Here is a 17,005-nt window from a genome sequence, read left to right as displayed (position 1 = left end):
AGATCGGTTTGATTTAGTAATCCCCCTTCCAACCATCAGGCCGATATTTAAACTGCATCTCCATTAAGGTTGGCTGATGAGCACGATTTCTACGGATTTAATTGCACGGATCTACGCAGCCTCCGAATTGCCGTTGAGCAACGACGAGCTTTATCGCGAAGTGCAGCGTGAAACTGGCATGTCGGATGCCGAATTGCACGAACTGAAAGAATTTGGGTCAGATAAAACCAGAACCAGCGGCGTCAAACACAAAGTACGTTGGTTTCAGCAGACTCTTCGGCAGGCCGGAGTCATCGAACGCGTTCCAGAAAAACGGGGCGTCTGGAGATACTCCTCTAAGACGAAAACAAACCTGCACGAGTCATGGGAAAAGCTCTGTGTTGTCGGTTTCTCAACTTCTCTTGGGGCATCGGTTTTTGGAAACGCCTATGCCTTCTTCAGCAATATCACAGAGCAAATTCATCTTTGCCTGACCTCGCCGCCTTACCTCCTTCGAAATTCAAGAGACTACGGGCATGGCGGGGGGCGTGGCGAGCAGGTTTATATTGACTGGCTTCTGCGTATCCTCGAACCGATCGTGAAACAGCTTGTACCCGGCGCAAGTGTGGCATTGAATATCACTCAAGATAGCTTTAATAGGGGCAGGCCTTCACGTTCTCTGTATCTGGAGCGTCTGACACTGGCATTATGTGACAAGCTGGGGCTTGAGCTCATGGACAGGCTTCAGTGGGTGAATCGCAGTAAGCCCCCATCGCCAACGCACTGGGCATGTAAGCAACGAGTGCAGCTCTGCTCATCGTATGAGCCTGTGCTGTGGTTTACCAATGATGCGAGTAAGGTTCGTTCAAACAACTTACGTGTACTGCAACCGCATTCAGAGCAGCATCTTAAATTGCAGGCAGCAGGCGGTGAAAATCGCACGACCTTTTATGGTGATGGGGCGTACCAGCTTAAAAGCGGATCCTTTGGAAATAAAACAGAAGGAACGATCCCCAAAAATACTTTGTTTTACGGCAATAGCTGCGCTGATACGAGATTTTGCCATTCCATTGCCCGCGAGCTAGGTTTTCCGCTGCATGGTGCAACGTCTCCTACCAGGCTTGCAGCGTTTCTGATTGAGTTTTTGACAGAGCCGGGAGATCTTGTTGTAGATCCCTTCGCTGGCCTGCATAAAGTTCCCATCGCAGCCGAGCGACTTGGCAGACGTTGGCTGGCGACGGACAAAATCATGGAATGGCTGGCGATTTCCCGAAACCTTTTTACGGCCGCACCGGGATATAAGAGTAACCCCATGCTGGACGAGCTCGCCGAACTGTATCGGGCTTAATGCAAGTTAACGGTTTTGATAAAGTGGTTTGAAGCGACAAGCGGTTTATTCATTTTGCATTGTTTCTACCATAAAATGACAATATTAACGGCTTAGCATACGCCGCAGAGATAATTAGGGTGCCATTCATTTCCGGTTGTCTGTATTAACGAGTGTATTCAATATTCGCTTGTTTCTCCGATATAGACCCAACAAAAAAAACTGATGGTTGTGATACAGAACTTGTTGAATTAACATCTGGTACATTAACTATATTGGTAATTTAGACGGTTTCTAAATTAAAGGTGGACAGATATGAAGTCAGATACAGAAATGGTTTCTCCTATCGAGTTGCACATTGGCGATCATGTCCAGCGGCATGGTGCTTTATTTGAGGTTATGCATATTGTTGAATCCGAATGCGATATTCCCGGCGGCATCCGGGTAGCAGCATGCATTTCACGGGTTATCGGTGACGTTACGGGCAATATTCCTCGTGGTTGGCTGGAAACACCGAAGCGTATGGCTGAGCGAGGAGTTAAGTGGGCGACGAGTCTGCCTGAGGGGCTTTACTTTAACATCCAGGGGAACGCACATGCGAAAGTAAGCCGGGTTATTCGTAATGTGACTAATTGAAACTTTTTTCTGAATTGCGGTGTAAAAGTTACTTTTCACCGCATCGTTTTCCCTAACTACTAAATCAGAGCTTCTCTGAAATAAGCGGATTTAACCGCTAGCGATTTATTCAGGCCATTTTATTCTAATCATTATCCTACACTTCAAAAATATTCATTATTTTTTCTTCTGACCTATTAGCCAGAATTCTCGATTCGGTATCATTTACTTACGGTAAATCTTTTGAAAACGAGGTAAATGGCATGCATTCTCAGGATCCTATCACGAAATTAACCCAGACGTTGCAACGCGACGATGGTTCTCAGGTTCGTATTGTAGCGCAGCGGGGATATGGAAGTGGGCTTACAGCCTCGCTTGATGTGTACGTTCTCCGTCGTGATTCCTCTGAAAGCAACTGGTCACTGTGCGGAAAAGATCCTCACCCAGAGTGGAGAAAGATGTCAGTAGATGAGTATCAGAAATTTGGACGCTCTGAAATGCTGCGTTATGCCACACCAGGTGAAATTCTCAGGGTGGCATCCGCTATTGGCCAGCCAATGAGCTTCCTCGATGGCAACCCTGCGTTTTAGCCCGAACCCTGGCGACGCCTTTTAAACCGGCGTCATTCTTTTTACGAGCAACAGACGGAGAAAAAATGAATCTGAACGAACGAAGCACGAGCGCAGCAACGCCAGATTTGAGCCGACTTTATCTCATTTCCGGGCGCATTATGTTTGATGATGATGATCAGGCCTACCTGGTCGAAGCCGACTCCCCTGGTGATGCAGAGGAGGCTTTCCGGCATCATATTGCTGACAGTGCCGACGACTTAGAAAAGGTGATTATAGTTTCCTCTACAAGTTTCGCTTCAGCTCACAGCAGTCGCGTAATTTGTCGGCCTGCCGTGAAGTAATTTCAACTTCCAATGATATTTCCCTCTTTATAAAAGCCGCCGTCTGGCGGTTTTTATTTGCCAAAATGAATATTAATCCTGAATGATATTAATTTAAGATGAGGTAGTGTTCATATTCTTCTTCTTAATATTTTTTCTAAAAAAACGCCTTCAGGTTATTAGTTGGTATTAGTGTATTTGTTATGATCTTCTCATCAAATACATTAATTAAATAATCAAGGAGTCAACTGTGGCAGATAATTATACTCAGGCGTCGTTTATTATTCCCTGCACTCAGGAGCAGGCAAAAATGGCACAAGAAGCAATCACATTCGTTACCGAAGCAGAAATTGCAGAAGGTGAGCGTTTGCTTGATAAGCCACTGACAGATTGTTCTCTGACTGAGAAGCTGATCCTCAGTATTATCGAGAACCACCCTGAGTATGACCCTTCTGAGCCGAGCTTTGGGCAACCATCCTGCCCAGACTGCAATTATGAACTGTTGTTCGCAACAGAAGTTACCAGCAGTGGGCTGGCAGTTTTTCATGGAGAGACCATTGATCTTGACCATGCAATTTGCCTCACAACTGCCGTGCTGTCGGTATTCGACCTCTCGGAAATGGTAACAATTACTGCTGCATTTACATGCAGTAAAAGCCGGACAGATGAATTTGGGGGTATGACTATTCTGGTCACAAAGGATACCCACTATTACCAGGATGGCTGTCAGTTTTCTCGTCTCATGAATGAGGCTCACAAAGCCGGTATCCAGTATGCTCTGTGTAAAGTGACGCATTACCACGGTGAGAGCAGCTATGTGGCAAGCTATGTCCTGAGCTGCGACGTAGCGGATTCAGCCCAGGAGGTCGTTAACAAACGACTGAAGGCATGTGCCGGAAAAGAGCCAGAAGACGGAATCTATATTCTGTGTGAAGAAGACAACACTAGTCTTTCGGTCGAACTCGTTACAGAACTGTCTCCGCTCGATTACGACAAGCTGAGCAAGCTTCTCCCTTCCCTTGACACCCTTTGCGGCGCTTAAGCCTGCCAATTACCGTAGCCACCGGTTTCCCCGGTGGCCTGGAGCCTGCCATGACCAATAAATTCATAGTTTCTACCGTTGATTGTATCAATGAATTTGCAAGTGACGTTCCGCAGAGTGTTTCCTTACGGATAGATACAATGCTTGAACAGCGTATCCGCAAATTGGCGGCATACGTGAAAGAAAACGATCTTCATTTAACTGAGTTTTACTTCTATGACGCTAACTGGTCATTTTGTGGTGAAGATGAAATTCAAGAAATAAAAGACATGGATGAATATAAGCATAGCGACAGCATAAAGCAGGAAGCGATGCTGCGGGAAGTAATGCCATCAGCACGTACGGAATGCCCGGTTATTAGGGTGATGAAAGATTCATTTCAGCTTTCAGCTCTACCACGCCATTGTGGTGATGACATGACTCTTAACACTCCTTTTATTCCGCTGTCTGAGTTGAAAACAAATAATACGGCATTTATTACGCCGCCAACCTATAACTAATAGCTGTGCCGGGTGATTAAATTACAATGGATTATTTTTATATATATTGGCATTAAATCCGCGTGATTTTGATTTAATATAATTTCGCTAAATGGTTGCGCTGTAGTTATTTTAAAGTTCTAATAATATCAGTGATGCAGCATATACCGTGGTTCAGGAAAATATATGTTTATTGAAAAAAGCGACTCATTCCTTGAATTATCCTCAGAAGTTATTTTTCCTGAGGCGGCTAATGCTGCCATTTTGAAACATGATAAATGGGCGGATGTTTGGGAGACCCTGACAACCGATGCCGATCTGAACTATACCGATGAAAAGGAGACTGTGAGTCTTTCTTCTCTGGTCATGTCAGCCACATCTGCTATTTATCAGGCTATTACGGACGGCTGGACGATGTGCGTGGGATACAGTGGCGGCAAAGACTCCCATTCTCTTCTGCACCTGTTTCTGATGGCATTGATCAGGGCAGTACGTAACGGCACAAATATCAGCGAACATCATTTCATTCAGATGTCCGATACGCTGATCGAAAACCCTGAGATGCACTATCAGGCTTCACAGGTTCTCAACCAGCTCAGAATGTTCATTGCTGAACACCAGCTACCGGTCACAGTCCTTGTCGCCAGACCGTCTCTTACGCAGAGCTGGGTCGGCCGCATTCTGACTGGGCGCGGACTTCCGACCTGGACTAATTCTTCTACCCGACAGTGCTCAACCGACTACAAAATCGCGCCCCTGCGCCAGGCCAAAGCTCGTTACCTGAAAAACGCCCCGGCATCCGTTCGAAGCAGGGTATGCCTGATGCTGGGCTCCAGGGATGATGAAAGTGCCCGAAGGGCCGGAAATATCCTCAAAATGGGAGGGCAGGCGAGGAAAGTAACCCTGACTGAGCACGGTGGTGAACTCTATCCGGTAAAGGAGTGGCGCACTCAGGACATCTGGTCTTTTCTGATGGCCTGTGGTTCCGAATCACGCTTCCCTTTACCAAGCTTTATGCCGGATAACTTCAGCCTGGCAACGCTTTATAAAGACGCCACCGGGGAGTGTATCTGGTCGCCGGAGAAACCCACTCGAACATCAGCTTGTGGGGCTCGATATGGGTGCTCGCTTTGCACAGCAGTAGGGGTTGACCATTCAATGGAAACGCTCCTTCGAACTGACCCGGAGAAATACGGTTATCAGGCTGGCCTGAGTCGTCTTCAGCGATTTCTTTCTAAGATCCAGTACGACTGGAGCCTGCGGGATTATATCGGTCGTAAAGTGTTCGAAGGCGGATATGTGCGTCTTCAACCCAATATCTTTTCTTCGTCCCTGACTGAACGTCTTTTTCATGCCTGTTGCAGCCTTGATTATGTTGAAGCAAGACGTGCGGCAGAGCATCGCAGAAAGCTACTTTCCGGCGAGGTTGACGATACGGCTTATAACCGTCGTATGGCTGAGCCACAATTTCGGCTTGTACAGGAAGCAAACGTGATCCACGTTGATTTCCTCTGGTCGTTGCACTGTTTCAACCCTCGCCCGTTTCGGGCAATTGAGATCTATCGCAGGGTCTGGGAAGAGGCCGATCTGGACCTTCTTGAGGATGAGCCTGACATGCAGCCTGTGCCCCGTACACCAATGCCAGCTCCACTCTGGATGAAACTGCCCGGAGGCCGGTTCGGTACAGCTTATGATGGACTGACTGATACGTTGCCGCTGATGACCTATTTTGACGGGCAGGCTGACCCCAGGGCTTCACGTAGCCTAAAGACCGGAGAGAGCAGTTCTGTCGTCGTGGCATTCGAGGAAGAGGATGAGCTGACTGTTGAAGAAGATACGGCGTCCTGGATTATCTGGCATGAATACGACGGGTTACGCCAGCGCATCGCTGACGGTGAGTTTACTCCAACGACTGCTGCTCAGTATCTTCTTCGTTATGGCGCGGTCCGAATTTCAAAAGGCAAGGGCGCTGTCTATCATCGTCTCGCACAACGGGGACAAACCTTTTCCCGCCTGGGGATAGGCGACAGAGTGTCGCTTCCAGAGCTGGTTGCCAGTCGGCGTTTTAAAATACTCAGTGATTCTGCATACCGTCAGGTTGTAGCCCGGAAATTGCGTGGACAGATAAAAAAGTTCAGATTCTGGGCATGCGTAGCTGCCTGTGTTCAGTTGCACGTACACAACAAGACGGCACTCGGAGAAAGAATTTTAACGTTACTCGAAGGTGAGAGGGAACAGCAACAAGGTGCGATCCAGGCGAAGCTGAAGGCGGGAATGATGGATGCAGTTCTAACTCTGTGTAACCAGCGACTCCGGGTGAAAGAAAATACTAACCAGCCAGAGGAGTTCCGCTATTACCGTGCCGTAAGAGCTCGTTTCATGCGCCATTTATCTGAATGCCTTAAGCCAGAAAATGGCGGCGTTATCCGTGACGTTATCTGGGAACTGAGGGTGCTGAGCAGTGCTCACGGTACGACCAAAACAGGTTTTTACTATGTCGATAGCAATCGCCCGACAGCGAAAGGACTGTTAAACCGCCTTCTGATGAGGATGGTCAAGCAGGTCGTATAAGCGTCTGAAACGCGAAACACACGAAAATGGAGGGGTTATACAAAAAAAACTTAGCTTTGATCGTGATGTAATGTGGACATCATGTCCAAGCGTTGCTGCATCCAGAAAAGTAACTTTAATCCTGTTGATACAGCCCTTGCATTACCTGTTTACGCATAGCGTGGAAACGTTCTAATTAAACCAGACGAATATAAATTTAAATTAATTCACTCACCCCCGGAATCGGGGAACTAAACAAAAGGATCATCAATGCAAAATCAAAATACACCCGCTCAGGAAAAACACACCGTATACCTTTTTAATGCCGAACATGCTGACAAGACAGCCGCCAAGCAAGCCGGGAAACTCTTCACGCTGGACATTGAACACCCAATGACCCTCAACGATCTCTCGCTGCTGTGTGAGTCGGTCGCGGACGCTGTGGGAGCACCTGGCGGAATTAAATATGAAATCACAACAGAGCCTAATGGGGTTCAGGAGGAATACTGAATCAGTGTGGTGTGAGTCCATTTTAATTTGACGTTTCATGAGTTCTATCGAGAGGCTGAAGTATGACTTTGAAAATGGAAAGTTCCCGGACTTCCAAGCCTGAGGGGCCATTTGTATTAATCACTTTTGAGGGGGACGAATTTCTTTTTGATGACAGACATAATGTCGTCAAGATAAATGGCAGGCCTAAAAAAATGGATGTAAAGCGAAATTATTTTGAGTCCGATCTGGGAGAAGGGAAAGCGAAATACTGGACTTTAAATATCGAAGAGGCTCATCGGTTCAATTCGATTGATGAAGCGACAGAACAACTTTGTAAACTGAGTCGCCCTCATCTGATCAAAATTCGCAAAGTTGAGGGGGTATCTGAATGACCAAAGAGATGTTTTTAAGCATTTTAAATGAGGCACAGGCTCGTGTGGATAACGATTCGCTTCCGCTTGATGTTCGTATCCGGTCACGCACCACGGTAAATGATTGCGTCATCCGGGCAGATAAAGAGGGGTGGCCTATTGAGTATAAACAGAAGGTCTGGGTAGATGCAGTCAGTGGCTGTTATCTTTAGCGGTTACTTAAGCCAGTTCCTGTGCCCGTGAGCTTAGTAAAGGCGGAAAATGATATGGTCAAGGTGATAAATATCAACGGGAATTTAGTTGAATTACCTGAGCCCTCAGCAAAGTTATCCAAAGCTGAATCACCTGATGGTAGGTTCTCAAAACCTAAAAATAAGATCTCTAAAATACAGCGAGCTGAGCTGCGAATGAAATTTGGGGGGCGTTGTGCCTATTGTGGTTGCAAGCTTCCTGAAAAAGGGTGGCATGCCGATCATGTTGAGCCTGTTCGACGCGACTTTGAACTGGTGAGAGCCCCTGTCGGCAGCGGCGTAACTCATGTTGCCCGAAGTACGGGTAAGGTTATGCACCCTGAACTGCATGCTATAGAAAACTTATTTCCATCATGCGCCCCCTGCAACCTTTTTAAAGGAGCTTTTAGTGTTGAAGGAATGAGAAAAGAAATTACCAAACAGGTTGAACGGGCTCGCGCATATAGCGTGAATTTCCGTACCGCAGAACGTTTTGGTTTGCTTCATATTGTAGAAAAACCGGTCGTCTTCTGGTTTGAGCAGTATAACGAACAGAAACAAAACGAATAATTTCTGTGAAACATAAAAGAAGTTAATCAGCAGTGGTTTACTAATTAAAGAGTGATTTAAATATTTTGATGCTGCTGAGGAGCTGCCTGGTATATCCTTCAAAGGAGAAAATGATGTATCTGCATCTTGTGCCCCGTATTCTTCACCATATGAAAAACAAGTGTACTCTCGTGTCAGTTTCTGTACCTGAATTGTCACTTGAGCTTAAAGCTGATTCGCTGGTGGCAATGAAACCTTATCCCAACAAGTCCTACCACGTTGTCATGTTGAAGGGGCGACGTGCATTAAATGGCTTTCTGGTAAAAAGCCCACGGACTTTAACTGAGTTCACAATGATAACAATCTGGGAAATTGAAGGCTTTGGAAAAATTAGTCATACCGTAAAAACGCTCGTTCAGGACAAAGACTATGACTTGGTCTCCCATGATGTCCTTTTGGCACATGCATACCATCAGAGGGAGGAAGAATTGGGGTACCGTGTACATCCATCCTATGACAGTCTAGCTCCCGTCGATTTTGAACCAACAATGCAGTCAAGGTACATAAAGGAATCCGATCTTTCCCACGACGTATGGGAAACCTATTCATGGGGGGAATTGCTGCGTTCGCGTGAAGAGACATTTCTGGCGATGACCATGTCATCTGCTCGTTTAAGCCATCCAGCATTCATCAGAGGAAACCGACTTCCTCAAACTGACCAGGCCATCATTATCAGTTCGTAACGACCTTTTATTCTTTTTGATGCCAGGCGAGTCTCCTTTTGCCTGGCCACTTTGATTTATTGCCTGGGAGTAACCTATGGATGAGCAAGATATTCTCCGCGTTATAAACGGCCGTGAGATTGATGCTTCTGACCTCCTGGAAGAAGCTATGCCGAACGCAGCCCGACGCTTTTATCGTTTAACTAACAGCATGAACAAATTGCTTTAGGAGGTCAGGGAGCACTTTCCTGACGCGATGTATTACTCTGCCAGCGGAACGGTAAGCCTGCTGTTGGGGAGCAGCCACGACAACAATGACCATCCGGTTAGAGAAATGGTCGCTGTAACGTCACCAGATCTAAACATTGAAGGCGGTGATTGGTAGGTCAAGCAGGGGATCTATGTGCACTTCATGTCCTAACTTCATCCAGTGCTGAATTCAGTGCACAGACAGTAGGGGACTTCTCCTTTAATCAGAATGGCAAAGGGTTACGTGAGGATCAGATTCTATTTTTTTGCCTCGAAAACGGATAAACCCAGGTTTTGGCGCTTTAACCGAAAAATCAGCAGAACGGTAAATGATAGGCTGTCATGGATAACCATTTTGAGGCAAAAATGAACGTTTCAACTTACAGCAGCAACATATCGATAGCAGAACTCAAAGAAGAATTTATACCCGGTCTTCTGCTTAATGCTGGGGCAATAAGCCATTACGGCGACTCGGCTTTATCTTCGAAGGCTATGGATAAGTATTCAAATCTTCTGGAGAAAGACGCAGTTACCGCTTTATCAGGAGCCTTGAACCGTATCGTAAGTGCCTTAGCGGAGGCAGATCCACGTTCTATCAGTAGCAATCCATCCTGGTTTTCCCGCTTTACGGGCAAACACCTTGAAAAGCGCGTTCGTTACCAACACGCACGTGAGAAGGTGGAAAATCTTATTAATGAGGGGAACGGATATCTGACACATGTGAATGAGACGCTACTGGCTTTAGAAGAGCTGCTTGAAACATATGTGTCAGAAATCAAACGCCTTAAAATTTTTATCCAGGCAGGCCATGAGTTCCTTAGGGATTCTACCGAAGAAAAAAATAGTGACGATCTAAGCCTTGTCTTCGATAAACCGAGGGAAAGATTTGCCAGACGTTTAGCTAACCTGGCAACACTGCTTGCGTCTCATGAAATGGCCGCCATGCAGATGGAAATCACTCGCGGGTCTTGTATAGATATTGCTGACCGCTTTAACGAAACTATAAAAGTCCTGGTTCCAGTATGGCGGCAACACACACTTTCGCTGTTATCAGTAAATAACACTGACCCTACGATTGTTAGAAAAGCTAATCAGGCCCACGAGGCTCTTCTAAAAAGCCTGCGACAAAATTTAGAGGGATTCCAAAAATGATTAATAATTTGACCACCAAAACTGAGGTTGTTGCTTTTACTTTGACTTCCGCTGAACTGGAAAAGTTCGGGCTGAATGAGCAAGATGAACAAGAGATTAAAGCCGTCGCGGAATGCATTAATGCCGATGATCCAGGAACAGTTTATCGTTTTGGCCGGGCAATGGGGGAAAACACTGCTAATTATGCGGATAGCCTGCTTGAGCAAATTCGCAATAAAGATTTAGACGAAGCCGGGAGCAAATTAACTGAAATTATCAACCTTGCAAGAAATGTAAACATCTCGAACTTAACTGAAAGTCGTTCAAATCTGCCAGTTATTGGCCCTTTGTTGGATAAAATCCGCACCCGTGGGAAGAATTTCGCCGCACAGTTTGAATCAACTCGTGAACAAATCGATGCTCTGGTTTCAGAGGTTTCAGTTACACAGAATAGCCTCGGTTCTAATAATATTTCGCTCCAGCAAATGTTTGATGAAGTCGTTAAAGAACACCACTTAACAGGTGTACATATTGCTGCCGGTAAATTAAGGCTGGGAGAATTACAATTAAAAGCAGAAAATCTCAGAGCTAATGTTGGTAACAATCCTGCTAAGTTCCAGGAAGTATCTGATCTGGATACGCTAATTGCTAATTTAGAAAAACGTATTGGCGATTTAGTTGTTTCTCAGCAGTCTGCTATGCAAGTATTGCCAATGGTACGGATTATACAGGCAAATAACCAAAGTCTTATCGACAAGTTTCATAGCGTCAAAGAGGTTACTGTCCCTAATTTCAAGCGTCAGTTTCTGTTAGCCATTTCTCTAAATGGACAGCGTAACGCTGTAAATCTTGCCAATGATATCGATAATGCCAACAATGAGTTACTCCGTAGTAATGCAAAATTACTGCATCGCAATGCAGTAGAAACTATGAAAGCAAACCAACGGCTGGTTATTGATATCAGCACCCTTAAAGAGGTGCAGGATACGCTTATCCAGACGGTTGGCGATGTTGTTAAAATCCAGAGAGAAGGGGCTATTAAGCTCAGGGAAACAGAAAAACAGGTTCTTGCCATGCGTGAGAATTTGCGCACCCGACTGACACAAAAAGGGGTAGATCATGGTGCGTAACCTTAAGAGTAGTGACGATTTTTCCCGTGAACTGTCTTTTCTTTTTCACCGGTCTATAAAGATTAGAAATTCAGGTTTCGCGATATTTGGTGCGGGCCTGCTGATAATGATTTTTGGTCTTTGCTTGTGGTTGCTGTCATTACACCTCTCACCTTCAGTTCTGGACTTTGATATTGATGTGCCCTTGTCATTCTTCAATTCATCTGAAGGTGAAGATAAGTTAGTGGTTTCGGATTTTGGCGATGCATTTGGAGGCTTCCTAACTACATATTCTAAGTTGCTATTAGGGATTATGGGGCTATTAGTAGTTTCTTCAACTGCCTTTAAAATTTTAAAGGGGGAGGAAATAGGTGAGATATTCCCGATGCTTCTAATTGCTGGCGCTTTTCTTATCGGCTTGTCAGTTTTTACATCTGCTTTAGGTTCGGAAGAGACTGATGCCACTTCAGCTTCGACTGTAAAGGTTATCAAGAAATATGTAAAACATGAAAAATACGATAAACTTGTCGCATATTTAAATGATAGTAATTGGCCCTCAGGCGAAGAGGTATCTGTAAACTATTTAAAGGCGCAACTACATATAAAACTCGGCAAGCCAGATGTGAAGTTAACACAGAATGTTGTTAGGGCGTATATGTCTGGTGTATTACAGTCAAATATTCCCGTGAAAGTTCGTTATGCATTGGAAAAGACAGCTTTAGATAAATCCGTCTCACCACTTGCGATTCGTTATGAGCAAAAACGTATGTCTAAATCACATAACTTTTCAAAAGCGTCGGTTAATTGTCTTAAAGTAGGTAGTCCCGTCGCATTCGTTGGCGTTTTGTTCGCTCTTCTTGGTATAAAAATCAGGCGGCGAGTCAGATTCTTAGAATCAAATTGAATGAAAGCCCGGTACGCTGGGCTTTTTTATTCAGTAACTTTTATCAAATATGTAGTAATTTACCGGAATCTACTTCTCCAGCTTGTTAGCTGAAAAGCTTACTCAAGTATAATAATCTACTTCTGATTATGTTTTTTATGGTTTTATTTTTACACAACTTATTAAGGATACATGATGTGTAACTTTACTCCTGTTCAAATTATTGCTGATTATATACTGAGGTTTCTTAAAAATAATACTGATGCCAAGCTTTATGAGGCAATGCAGCGTCTTGAAAAGAAAATTGGTCAGTTTGTCGCTGATGGGGTTGATGAACATCAATTACGCTCTTCATTAAGCAAAGTCTGTCGATCTCGTTCCAGGGCGGCTCTTAAAGAGGAGTGTGAACAACTCATTCCATAAAAAGAACATCATACGGGAAAGTTACTTTAACGGTGAATGGCTCGCTTCTGGCGGTTTAAGTTGACGGCCATTCCTACCATAGCCATCATAAAGTATGATTAGCATTCGAGTGTGGCACTACTAATTTTAATGGGCTACGCATTCAGTCTCCACCTCTCTAACTATAAAGGTTCTTTTCATGTCCAATAGCTTCGATAAGCCGCAAACGCTCCCGGTACATAATTCTGATGCCGAACCCTTTTTTCCGAAAAACCTTGGTCCATTTATCGAGCAGGTATCCGGAAGGGATCTGGCAATGCTCACAGAATCAGAGAAGGAAAAACTTGCGCACCTGATCAGAACTGGACGTAAATATGGAGTTTCTGTCGCTATCGTTCCTGATACAGATTCTGCTGAGCTTCATGAATTACTGTCTAATGCCGATTCCATTGAAAGGCAGTTTTCCATCTATGAACGCATCCAGACGAAGATTGCGTTCACGCGGTGTCAGGAAGCATAAACAAAGTGAGAAATACAACTACGTGGTATGACGTAGAACATATTGAAATCACCACAGGCGAGCGAGGCGGCAGGATATGGGTGCTGAAGCTCTCCTGTGGCCATACAGTATTTCGCCGAATACCTCCTATACGTCTTCATAACCTCACAGCTTTTTCTCTGCGGGAGCCCCCAGAAAAATGTCGGTGCTCTCTTTGCAATTCAAGTCCATAATAAAGCCTTTTTAAAGGCCACAAACTGCATATCACTGGATAAATCATCCTCTACAGCGTTCATTCTTAAACGCAAAATTTATATTTCATTCATTCTATTTTAAAAGCGTTATAAAAGACGGAATCCTATTTAGTCTGTTTGATGCTTAAATCATCTTCAGTGCCTTTTATCTTTTACCCAGCGACTTTAACATTAACCTGAGCAGAAAACTTGTTTTCAAACTAAGTTCGAAAACTTTCTGCTCAGGTTATTAGCCGGGTAAGCCACTTTGTTATATTTGTTTCATGTTAACAGAGGAGGCGATATGCAAATTGAAAAGGTGATGTCATTACTTGAAGTGCTTTCAAGCTGGCTTGAAGATAACATCAATATGGATTCTGAAATTATCTTTGATAATGACGAAGATAATACCAACTCAGAAATTCTGTATCCTGCTGTAGAAAAGGCTAATGCCGTTTTGCGCAAAATGGCATCTTTATCTTCAGATTCTGTTCATGCAATTCGACAGCGCTTGCAGCTTGCCGTAGAAGGCAAAGCTGAATTGTCCCTCAAGGATGTGGGAGAGCTTCTGCTGGCAACAAAGTATCTGATGTTGTCCACTGAAGAGGGAGAGTAAGCCTGTGACCACTCTCGTATTTGAAATGGCAGATATCAATAAACTGATCGAAGAAATTCGCACCGCAAAAACGTTTTCGGTCACCCCAGATCAGATCTATGACCCGGCATGCTATCCGGGGGGAGCCCTCCTTAACGCTGAGGGACAGACTGAAGAAGAGGCGCGTAAAGCTGGTAGGGTTTTCTTTCCCTCATCCTCAAAAATTGCCAGCACACATCTGGTGCCAAAAGTGCTTCTCGCGCACAGTCATGGTGTATACCTGATCACTAATGCTGAGCTTGAGGGCTCTCCCGCATCCCGCGATACTGTGGCTTACGCCCAGGGGATGAATCCAAAACTGGATGAGGACTGGGATTACGCTTGTGATGCCGCTTTGGGTGGGTCTGATTGTAGCTATACCATTCCCGTTGAGTGGCTGGAGTTAGCGGTAGAGCAGGGTTTTCAGGAGTTTCGACTTCGAATGAGTGAAACCAATATCAAACTTGTCAGCAAATAGTATGTCCTTGCTGTTTCCAGTCAAACATTGGCCGCCAGTCGAGCTGCTGGCGGATTGTTTTATATAAGGCCGGGAAGGTATGTCAGGTTTAAGCAGTTCCGCCCAGAAGCTTACAAGGGCGCAGATTTACGTGTTAAGACGGATGGCATCCGGCACGATCTATGATATCTCTGGCAATTTCAGACGGGCCAGAGAACGGCGTACGTTTATGGGGAATCCTGATGATGTGACGTGCAGGAGCTCTCCGGTCCTGTTCCGGCTGGGCCTCGTGGAGTTATGCCAGCCAGTAAGGCATCTGGAGCCAGGTTTATACTATCGGCTCAAGTTGAGCTCCTCAGGGCATGAAGCTCTTAAGGCGAACGCACACCTCTAACATTTGAGATAGTTCGTTCGCAGCCAGGAAAGTAACTTTCATCTCAAGTGTGACCCTTACCACCTCATTTATGAGTAAAACCCCCCTCTGATATGTCGAAAATGCTCATTTATACGAAAATAGTTTCTCTTCAGGTGTGATGTAATTACTGAGAATTCTCCCTGAATGGAAGGCAACCGATGAAAATGTTTTTTACCCCTTATGTTCGTATCGTTTTCTATTTTTGCGCATTGATTTTTATTGTTTACAGTTTCAGTGATTTTTTCCAGGGCGTCCCTGACAGCACCTTCTTCAGTGCGGTCATCACGCTACTTGTTATCGGAACCATTGTTGCCCGGCATCTGGATCGCAAAAAATCTCGCAAAAATACTTCACAGATTTAAGTTTCCACTCAGGCCACTCTCGGGTGGCTTTTATAATTTAATAAGGACCGGTTCATGCATAACCACGAAATTCAGACCATTGCTATATTTAGTGCCCAGTATAAAAACATCGAAGATGCCGAAAACGCAGGTGCTTTATATTCAGTAGATATTGAATATCCGATGACACTAAATGATTTATCGCGGCTTTGCGACTCTATTGCCGAAGCAGTAGGTGTGCCTGGCGGCGTCAAATACCAGTTCGTGTCCCAGCCGGAAGCGCATGAAACCAGCTTCTGATAACCAGTAACCAAACTGCCTAAAAGCAGGTGCAAAGCCATGAAACAAAAAAAGTCTTCTATGTCACGTATTGTGCAGCTGTACGACGGGAGCAGATACGGAAACTGCGAGCAGGCTGATAACGAAGGAGAGCTTTTTACGGTGGTGTTGAATAAGCCTTCGCAGATCGATGACATCCGTAAAATCGTAGACACAACCGCCGAAGTACTTGGCAAAGCTTTGCCAGTACTCCTCTTTTAAAGCTTACATCCGTGAAGGATAATTACGGTCTTACTACTTTCAGTTTTTCATTCCAGTGCCGTCTATTTTAATTTATCGATTTTAATCGGTCGGCGCTATTTCATTGTTTCTTTTCCGACTGTAATTCCTTATATATAGGAATATTTCAAAGAATTTATCTCAGGTTATTTGTGGCGTGGTGCCAGTTGTTATAATGATTCCACATAATCTGGAGAGTCAATCATGATCACATCTCTAATGAATTTCCGCGATTTAACCGGAGAGGCAGTCATCCAGGCGCGGCAATGCGTTATTAATGCTGAGATCGAAGCGGCCCGGGAAAAGGTAATTCATGCTCGTTCGTTATTCAAAGCGGGTATACATAATGTTGTAAACGGTAGTTCTGGCATTAAGGCTGCGGCAGCACATTTTCTGGTGATAAAACGTTTACAGACTGACACTCGGTATCTGGACGCGGTTATCACTGATAACCTTTGCATGTTTTCTCCTGAGGGTTATCTGTATCTGTTTATGCAACAACGTTATTTCCGATAAAACAATGGGTTAGGGAAGTATCTTTCCATTAAAAACATTAAAAAGGTGACTTGATGAAACCATTTGGACTTGCCGGAAAACCCCGGCCCGAACCTTGCGGCTGCTGCTGGTATACCCGTGAGGACTGCCCTTACGTCAGCGCAAAACAGATCTATCGCCGCAGGCAGCGCAAGGCAGAACGCCAGCGTCAGCGCAGCACCATTGTGATGGCCGTTTCTGAATTTCGCTGACCTCTTCTGGAAATATCATTTTTTCTCCAGAAGAATTTTAAAATAAAGGGAAATCTTTTCACGGGTATCTGATGTTTATTGTTTATGGTAAATTGCGCCA

The 17,005-nt window shown here is 44.9% G+C and carries 24 protein-coding genes; all 24 read left to right on the top strand.

What is annotated here, in order from left to right:
• The first annotated feature begins 76 nt into the window (after positions 1-76).
• The 24 genes from OGX90_RS00925 to OGX90_RS00810 all read left to right on the top strand — a co-directional run bounded on the left by OGX90_RS00925 (position 77) and on the right by OGX90_RS00810 (position 16,905).
• Entirely contained in the window at positions 77-1,327 is a 1,251-nt protein-coding gene (locus tag OGX90_RS00925) for a site-specific DNA-methyltransferase (protein ID WP_000104393.1), read from the top strand.
• A gap of 294 nt (positions 1,328-1,621) precedes the next feature.
• Positions 1,622-1,942: a hypothetical protein gene (locus OGX90_RS00920; RefSeq protein WP_000834113.1), complete on the top strand. Its 321-nt coding sequence runs from the start codon at positions 1,622-1,624 to the stop codon at positions 1,940-1,942.
• A 242-nt stretch (positions 1,943-2,184) separates the two neighbouring features.
• Positions 2,185-2,511, top strand: a complete 327-nt coding sequence (locus OGX90_RS00915; protein ID WP_000556022.1) for a hypothetical protein — start codon at positions 2,185-2,187, stop codon at positions 2,509-2,511.
• Between the two features lie 65 nt (positions 2,512-2,576).
• Positions 2,577-2,834 carry a hypothetical protein gene (locus OGX90_RS00910; RefSeq protein WP_001052325.1) on the top strand — a complete coding sequence of 86 codons (258 nt, stop codon included), beginning with the start codon at positions 2,577-2,579 and terminating at the stop codon, positions 2,832-2,834.
• A 229-nt stretch (positions 2,835-3,063) separates the two neighbouring features.
• The gene (locus tag OGX90_RS00905) at positions 3,064-3,855 is read left to right on the top strand and encodes a hypothetical protein (protein ID WP_000774871.1); all 792 of its coding nucleotides are present in this window, start codon (positions 3,064-3,066) and stop codon (positions 3,853-3,855) included.
• 50 nt (positions 3,856-3,905) lie between these two features.
• A complete protein-coding gene (locus OGX90_RS00900; protein ID WP_000182312.1) occupies positions 3,906-4,355 on the top strand; it encodes a hypothetical protein in 450 nt (149 codons plus the stop codon).
• A 165-nt stretch (positions 4,356-4,520) separates the two neighbouring features.
• Positions 4,521-6,905, top strand: coding sequence for a phosphoadenosine phosphosulfate reductase domain-containing protein (locus OGX90_RS00895; protein WP_000469469.1), 2,385 nt, complete (start codon positions 4,521-4,523; stop codon positions 6,903-6,905).
• 249 nt (positions 6,906-7,154) lie between these two features.
• Positions 7,155-7,394, top strand: a complete 240-nt coding sequence (locus OGX90_RS00890) for a hypothetical protein (RefSeq protein WP_001180999.1) — start codon at positions 7,155-7,157, stop codon at positions 7,392-7,394.
• Between the two features lie 62 nt (positions 7,395-7,456).
• Positions 7,457-7,768, top strand: a complete 312-nt coding sequence (locus OGX90_RS00885; RefSeq protein ID WP_000172888.1) for a hypothetical protein — start codon at positions 7,457-7,459, stop codon at positions 7,766-7,768.
• Positions 7,765-7,959, top strand: a complete 195-nt coding sequence (locus OGX90_RS00880; protein ID WP_047744965.1) for a hypothetical protein — start codon at positions 7,765-7,767, stop codon at positions 7,957-7,959. The genes OGX90_RS00885 and OGX90_RS00880 overlap by 4 nt, the downstream gene beginning before the upstream one ends.
• A 54-nt stretch (positions 7,960-8,013) precedes the next feature.
• Positions 8,014-8,547 (top strand): HNH endonuclease, encoded by a 534-nt coding sequence (locus OGX90_RS00875; RefSeq protein ID WP_000241452.1) that lies wholly within the window; start codon positions 8,014-8,016, stop codon positions 8,545-8,547.
• A gap of 110 nt (positions 8,548-8,657) precedes the next feature.
• Positions 8,658-9,269, top strand: a complete 612-nt coding sequence (locus OGX90_RS00870; RefSeq protein WP_001371923.1) for a DUF6012 family protein — start codon at positions 8,658-8,660, stop codon at positions 9,267-9,269.
• Positions 9,270-9,839: 570 nt separating this feature from the next.
• Positions 9,840-10,649: a toxic anion resistance protein gene (locus tag OGX90_RS00865; RefSeq protein ID WP_102063209.1), complete on the top strand. Its 810-nt coding sequence runs from the start codon at positions 9,840-9,842 to the stop codon at positions 10,647-10,649.
• The gene (locus tag OGX90_RS00860; RefSeq protein ID WP_000609386.1) at positions 10,646-11,758 is read left to right on the top strand and encodes a toxic anion resistance protein; all 1,113 of its coding nucleotides are present in this window, start codon (positions 10,646-10,648) and stop codon (positions 11,756-11,758) included. Before OGX90_RS00865 ends, OGX90_RS00860 begins: the two co-directional genes overlap by 4 nt.
• The gene (locus OGX90_RS00855; RefSeq protein ID WP_047744966.1) at positions 11,748-12,641 is read left to right on the top strand and encodes a hypothetical protein; all 894 of its coding nucleotides are present in this window, start codon (positions 11,748-11,750) and stop codon (positions 12,639-12,641) included. Before OGX90_RS00860 ends, OGX90_RS00855 begins: the two co-directional genes overlap by 11 nt.
• Before the next feature lie 174 nt (positions 12,642-12,815).
• Positions 12,816-13,043, top strand: a complete 228-nt coding sequence (locus OGX90_RS00850) for a hypothetical protein (protein WP_000336109.1) — start codon at positions 12,816-12,818, stop codon at positions 13,041-13,043.
• A gap of 178 nt (positions 13,044-13,221) precedes the next feature.
• Entirely contained in the window at positions 13,222-13,542 is a 321-nt protein-coding gene (locus tag OGX90_RS00845; RefSeq protein ID WP_000071366.1) for a hypothetical protein, read from the top strand.
• Positions 13,543-14,058: 516 nt separating this feature from the next.
• A complete protein-coding gene (locus OGX90_RS00840) occupies positions 14,059-14,370 on the top strand; it encodes a DUF957 domain-containing protein (RefSeq protein WP_001165367.1) in 312 nt (103 codons plus the stop codon).
• 4 nt (positions 14,371-14,374) lie between these two features.
• Positions 14,375-14,866 carry a DUF3085 domain-containing protein gene (locus tag OGX90_RS00835; RefSeq protein WP_001371932.1) on the top strand — a complete coding sequence of 164 codons (492 nt, stop codon included), beginning with the start codon at positions 14,375-14,377 and terminating at the stop codon, positions 14,864-14,866.
• 552 nt (positions 14,867-15,418) lie between these two features.
• On the top strand, positions 15,419-15,622 hold the full coding sequence (locus OGX90_RS00830; protein ID WP_020833755.1) for a hypothetical protein: 204 nt from the start codon (positions 15,419-15,421) through the stop codon (positions 15,620-15,622).
• A 54-nt stretch (positions 15,623-15,676) separates the two neighbouring features.
• A complete protein-coding gene (locus OGX90_RS00825) occupies positions 15,677-15,901 on the top strand; it encodes a hypothetical protein (RefSeq protein WP_000551490.1) in 225 nt (74 codons plus the stop codon).
• A gap of 39 nt (positions 15,902-15,940) precedes the next feature.
• Positions 15,941-16,141 carry a hypothetical protein gene (locus OGX90_RS00820; RefSeq protein ID WP_020833756.1) on the top strand — a complete coding sequence of 67 codons (201 nt, stop codon included), beginning with the start codon at positions 15,941-15,943 and terminating at the stop codon, positions 16,139-16,141.
• A 222-nt stretch (positions 16,142-16,363) separates the two neighbouring features.
• Entirely contained in the window at positions 16,364-16,675 is a 312-nt protein-coding gene (locus OGX90_RS00815) for a hypothetical protein (protein ID WP_020833757.1), read from the top strand.
• Positions 16,676-16,728: 53 nt separating this feature from the next.
• Positions 16,729-16,905, top strand: coding sequence for a hypothetical protein (locus OGX90_RS00810; RefSeq protein WP_000802040.1), 177 nt, complete (start codon positions 16,729-16,731; stop codon positions 16,903-16,905).
• Positions 16,906-17,005: the final 100 nt, after the last annotated feature.

The sequence above is a fragment of the Citrobacter sp. Cpo012 genome (assembly GCF_030333015.1).
Taxonomy (GTDB): Bacteria; Pseudomonadota; Gammaproteobacteria; order Enterobacterales; family Enterobacteriaceae; genus Citrobacter; species Citrobacter portucalensis.
This window is presented reverse-complemented; position numbering and strand designations above follow the sequence as displayed.

Bases quoted from the DNA above. Each gene is read 5' to 3' on its own strand.
- OGX90_RS00810 (WP_000802040.1), top strand. From the start codon at position 16,729: ATGAAACCATTTGGACTTGCCGGAAAACCCCGGCCCGAACCTTGCGGC.
- OGX90_RS00845 (WP_000071366.1), top strand. From the start codon at position 13,222: ATGTCCAATAGCTTCGATAAGCCGCAAACGCTCCCGGTACATAATTCT.
- OGX90_RS00895 (WP_000469469.1), top strand. From the start codon at position 4,521: ATGTTTATTGAAAAAAGCGACTCATTCCTTGAATTATCCTCAGAAGTT.
- OGX90_RS00915 (WP_000556022.1), top strand. From the start codon at position 2,185: ATGCATTCTCAGGATCCTATCACGAAATTAACCCAGACGTTGCAACGC.
- OGX90_RS00925 (WP_000104393.1), top strand. From the start codon at position 77: ATGAGCACGATTTCTACGGATTTAATTGCACGGATCTACGCAGCCTCC.
- OGX90_RS00830 (WP_020833755.1), top strand. From the start codon at position 15,419: ATGAAAATGTTTTTTACCCCTTATGTTCGTATCGTTTTCTATTTTTGC.
- OGX90_RS00880 (WP_047744965.1), top strand. From the start codon at position 7,765: ATGACCAAAGAGATGTTTTTAAGCATTTTAAATGAGGCACAGGCTCGT.
- OGX90_RS00870 (WP_001371923.1), top strand. From the start codon at position 8,658: ATGATGTATCTGCATCTTGTGCCCCGTATTCTTCACCATATGAAAAAC.
- OGX90_RS00850 (WP_000336109.1), top strand. From the start codon at position 12,816: ATGTGTAACTTTACTCCTGTTCAAATTATTGCTGATTATATACTGAGG.
- OGX90_RS00910 (WP_001052325.1), top strand. From the start codon at position 2,577: ATGAATCTGAACGAACGAAGCACGAGCGCAGCAACGCCAGATTTGAGC.
- OGX90_RS00885 (WP_000172888.1), top strand. From the start codon at position 7,457: ATGACTTTGAAAATGGAAAGTTCCCGGACTTCCAAGCCTGAGGGGCCA.
- OGX90_RS00920 (WP_000834113.1), top strand. From the start codon at position 1,622: ATGAAGTCAGATACAGAAATGGTTTCTCCTATCGAGTTGCACATTGGC.
- OGX90_RS00825 (WP_000551490.1), top strand. From the start codon at position 15,677: ATGCATAACCACGAAATTCAGACCATTGCTATATTTAGTGCCCAGTAT.
- OGX90_RS00820 (WP_020833756.1), top strand. From the start codon at position 15,941: ATGAAACAAAAAAAGTCTTCTATGTCACGTATTGTGCAGCTGTACGAC.
- OGX90_RS00865 (WP_102063209.1), top strand. From the start codon at position 9,840: ATGGATAACCATTTTGAGGCAAAAATGAACGTTTCAACTTACAGCAGC.
- OGX90_RS00900 (WP_000182312.1), top strand. From the start codon at position 3,906: ATGACCAATAAATTCATAGTTTCTACCGTTGATTGTATCAATGAATTT.
- OGX90_RS00855 (WP_047744966.1), top strand. From the start codon at position 11,748: ATGGTGCGTAACCTTAAGAGTAGTGACGATTTTTCCCGTGAACTGTCT.
- OGX90_RS00815 (WP_020833757.1), top strand. From the start codon at position 16,364: ATGATCACATCTCTAATGAATTTCCGCGATTTAACCGGAGAGGCAGTC.
- OGX90_RS00840 (WP_001165367.1), top strand. From the start codon at position 14,059: ATGCAAATTGAAAAGGTGATGTCATTACTTGAAGTGCTTTCAAGCTGG.
- OGX90_RS00890 (WP_001180999.1), top strand. From the start codon at position 7,155: ATGCAAAATCAAAATACACCCGCTCAGGAAAAACACACCGTATACCTT.
- OGX90_RS00875 (WP_000241452.1), top strand. From the start codon at position 8,014: ATGGTCAAGGTGATAAATATCAACGGGAATTTAGTTGAATTACCTGAG.
- OGX90_RS00860 (WP_000609386.1), top strand. From the start codon at position 10,646: ATGATTAATAATTTGACCACCAAAACTGAGGTTGTTGCTTTTACTTTG.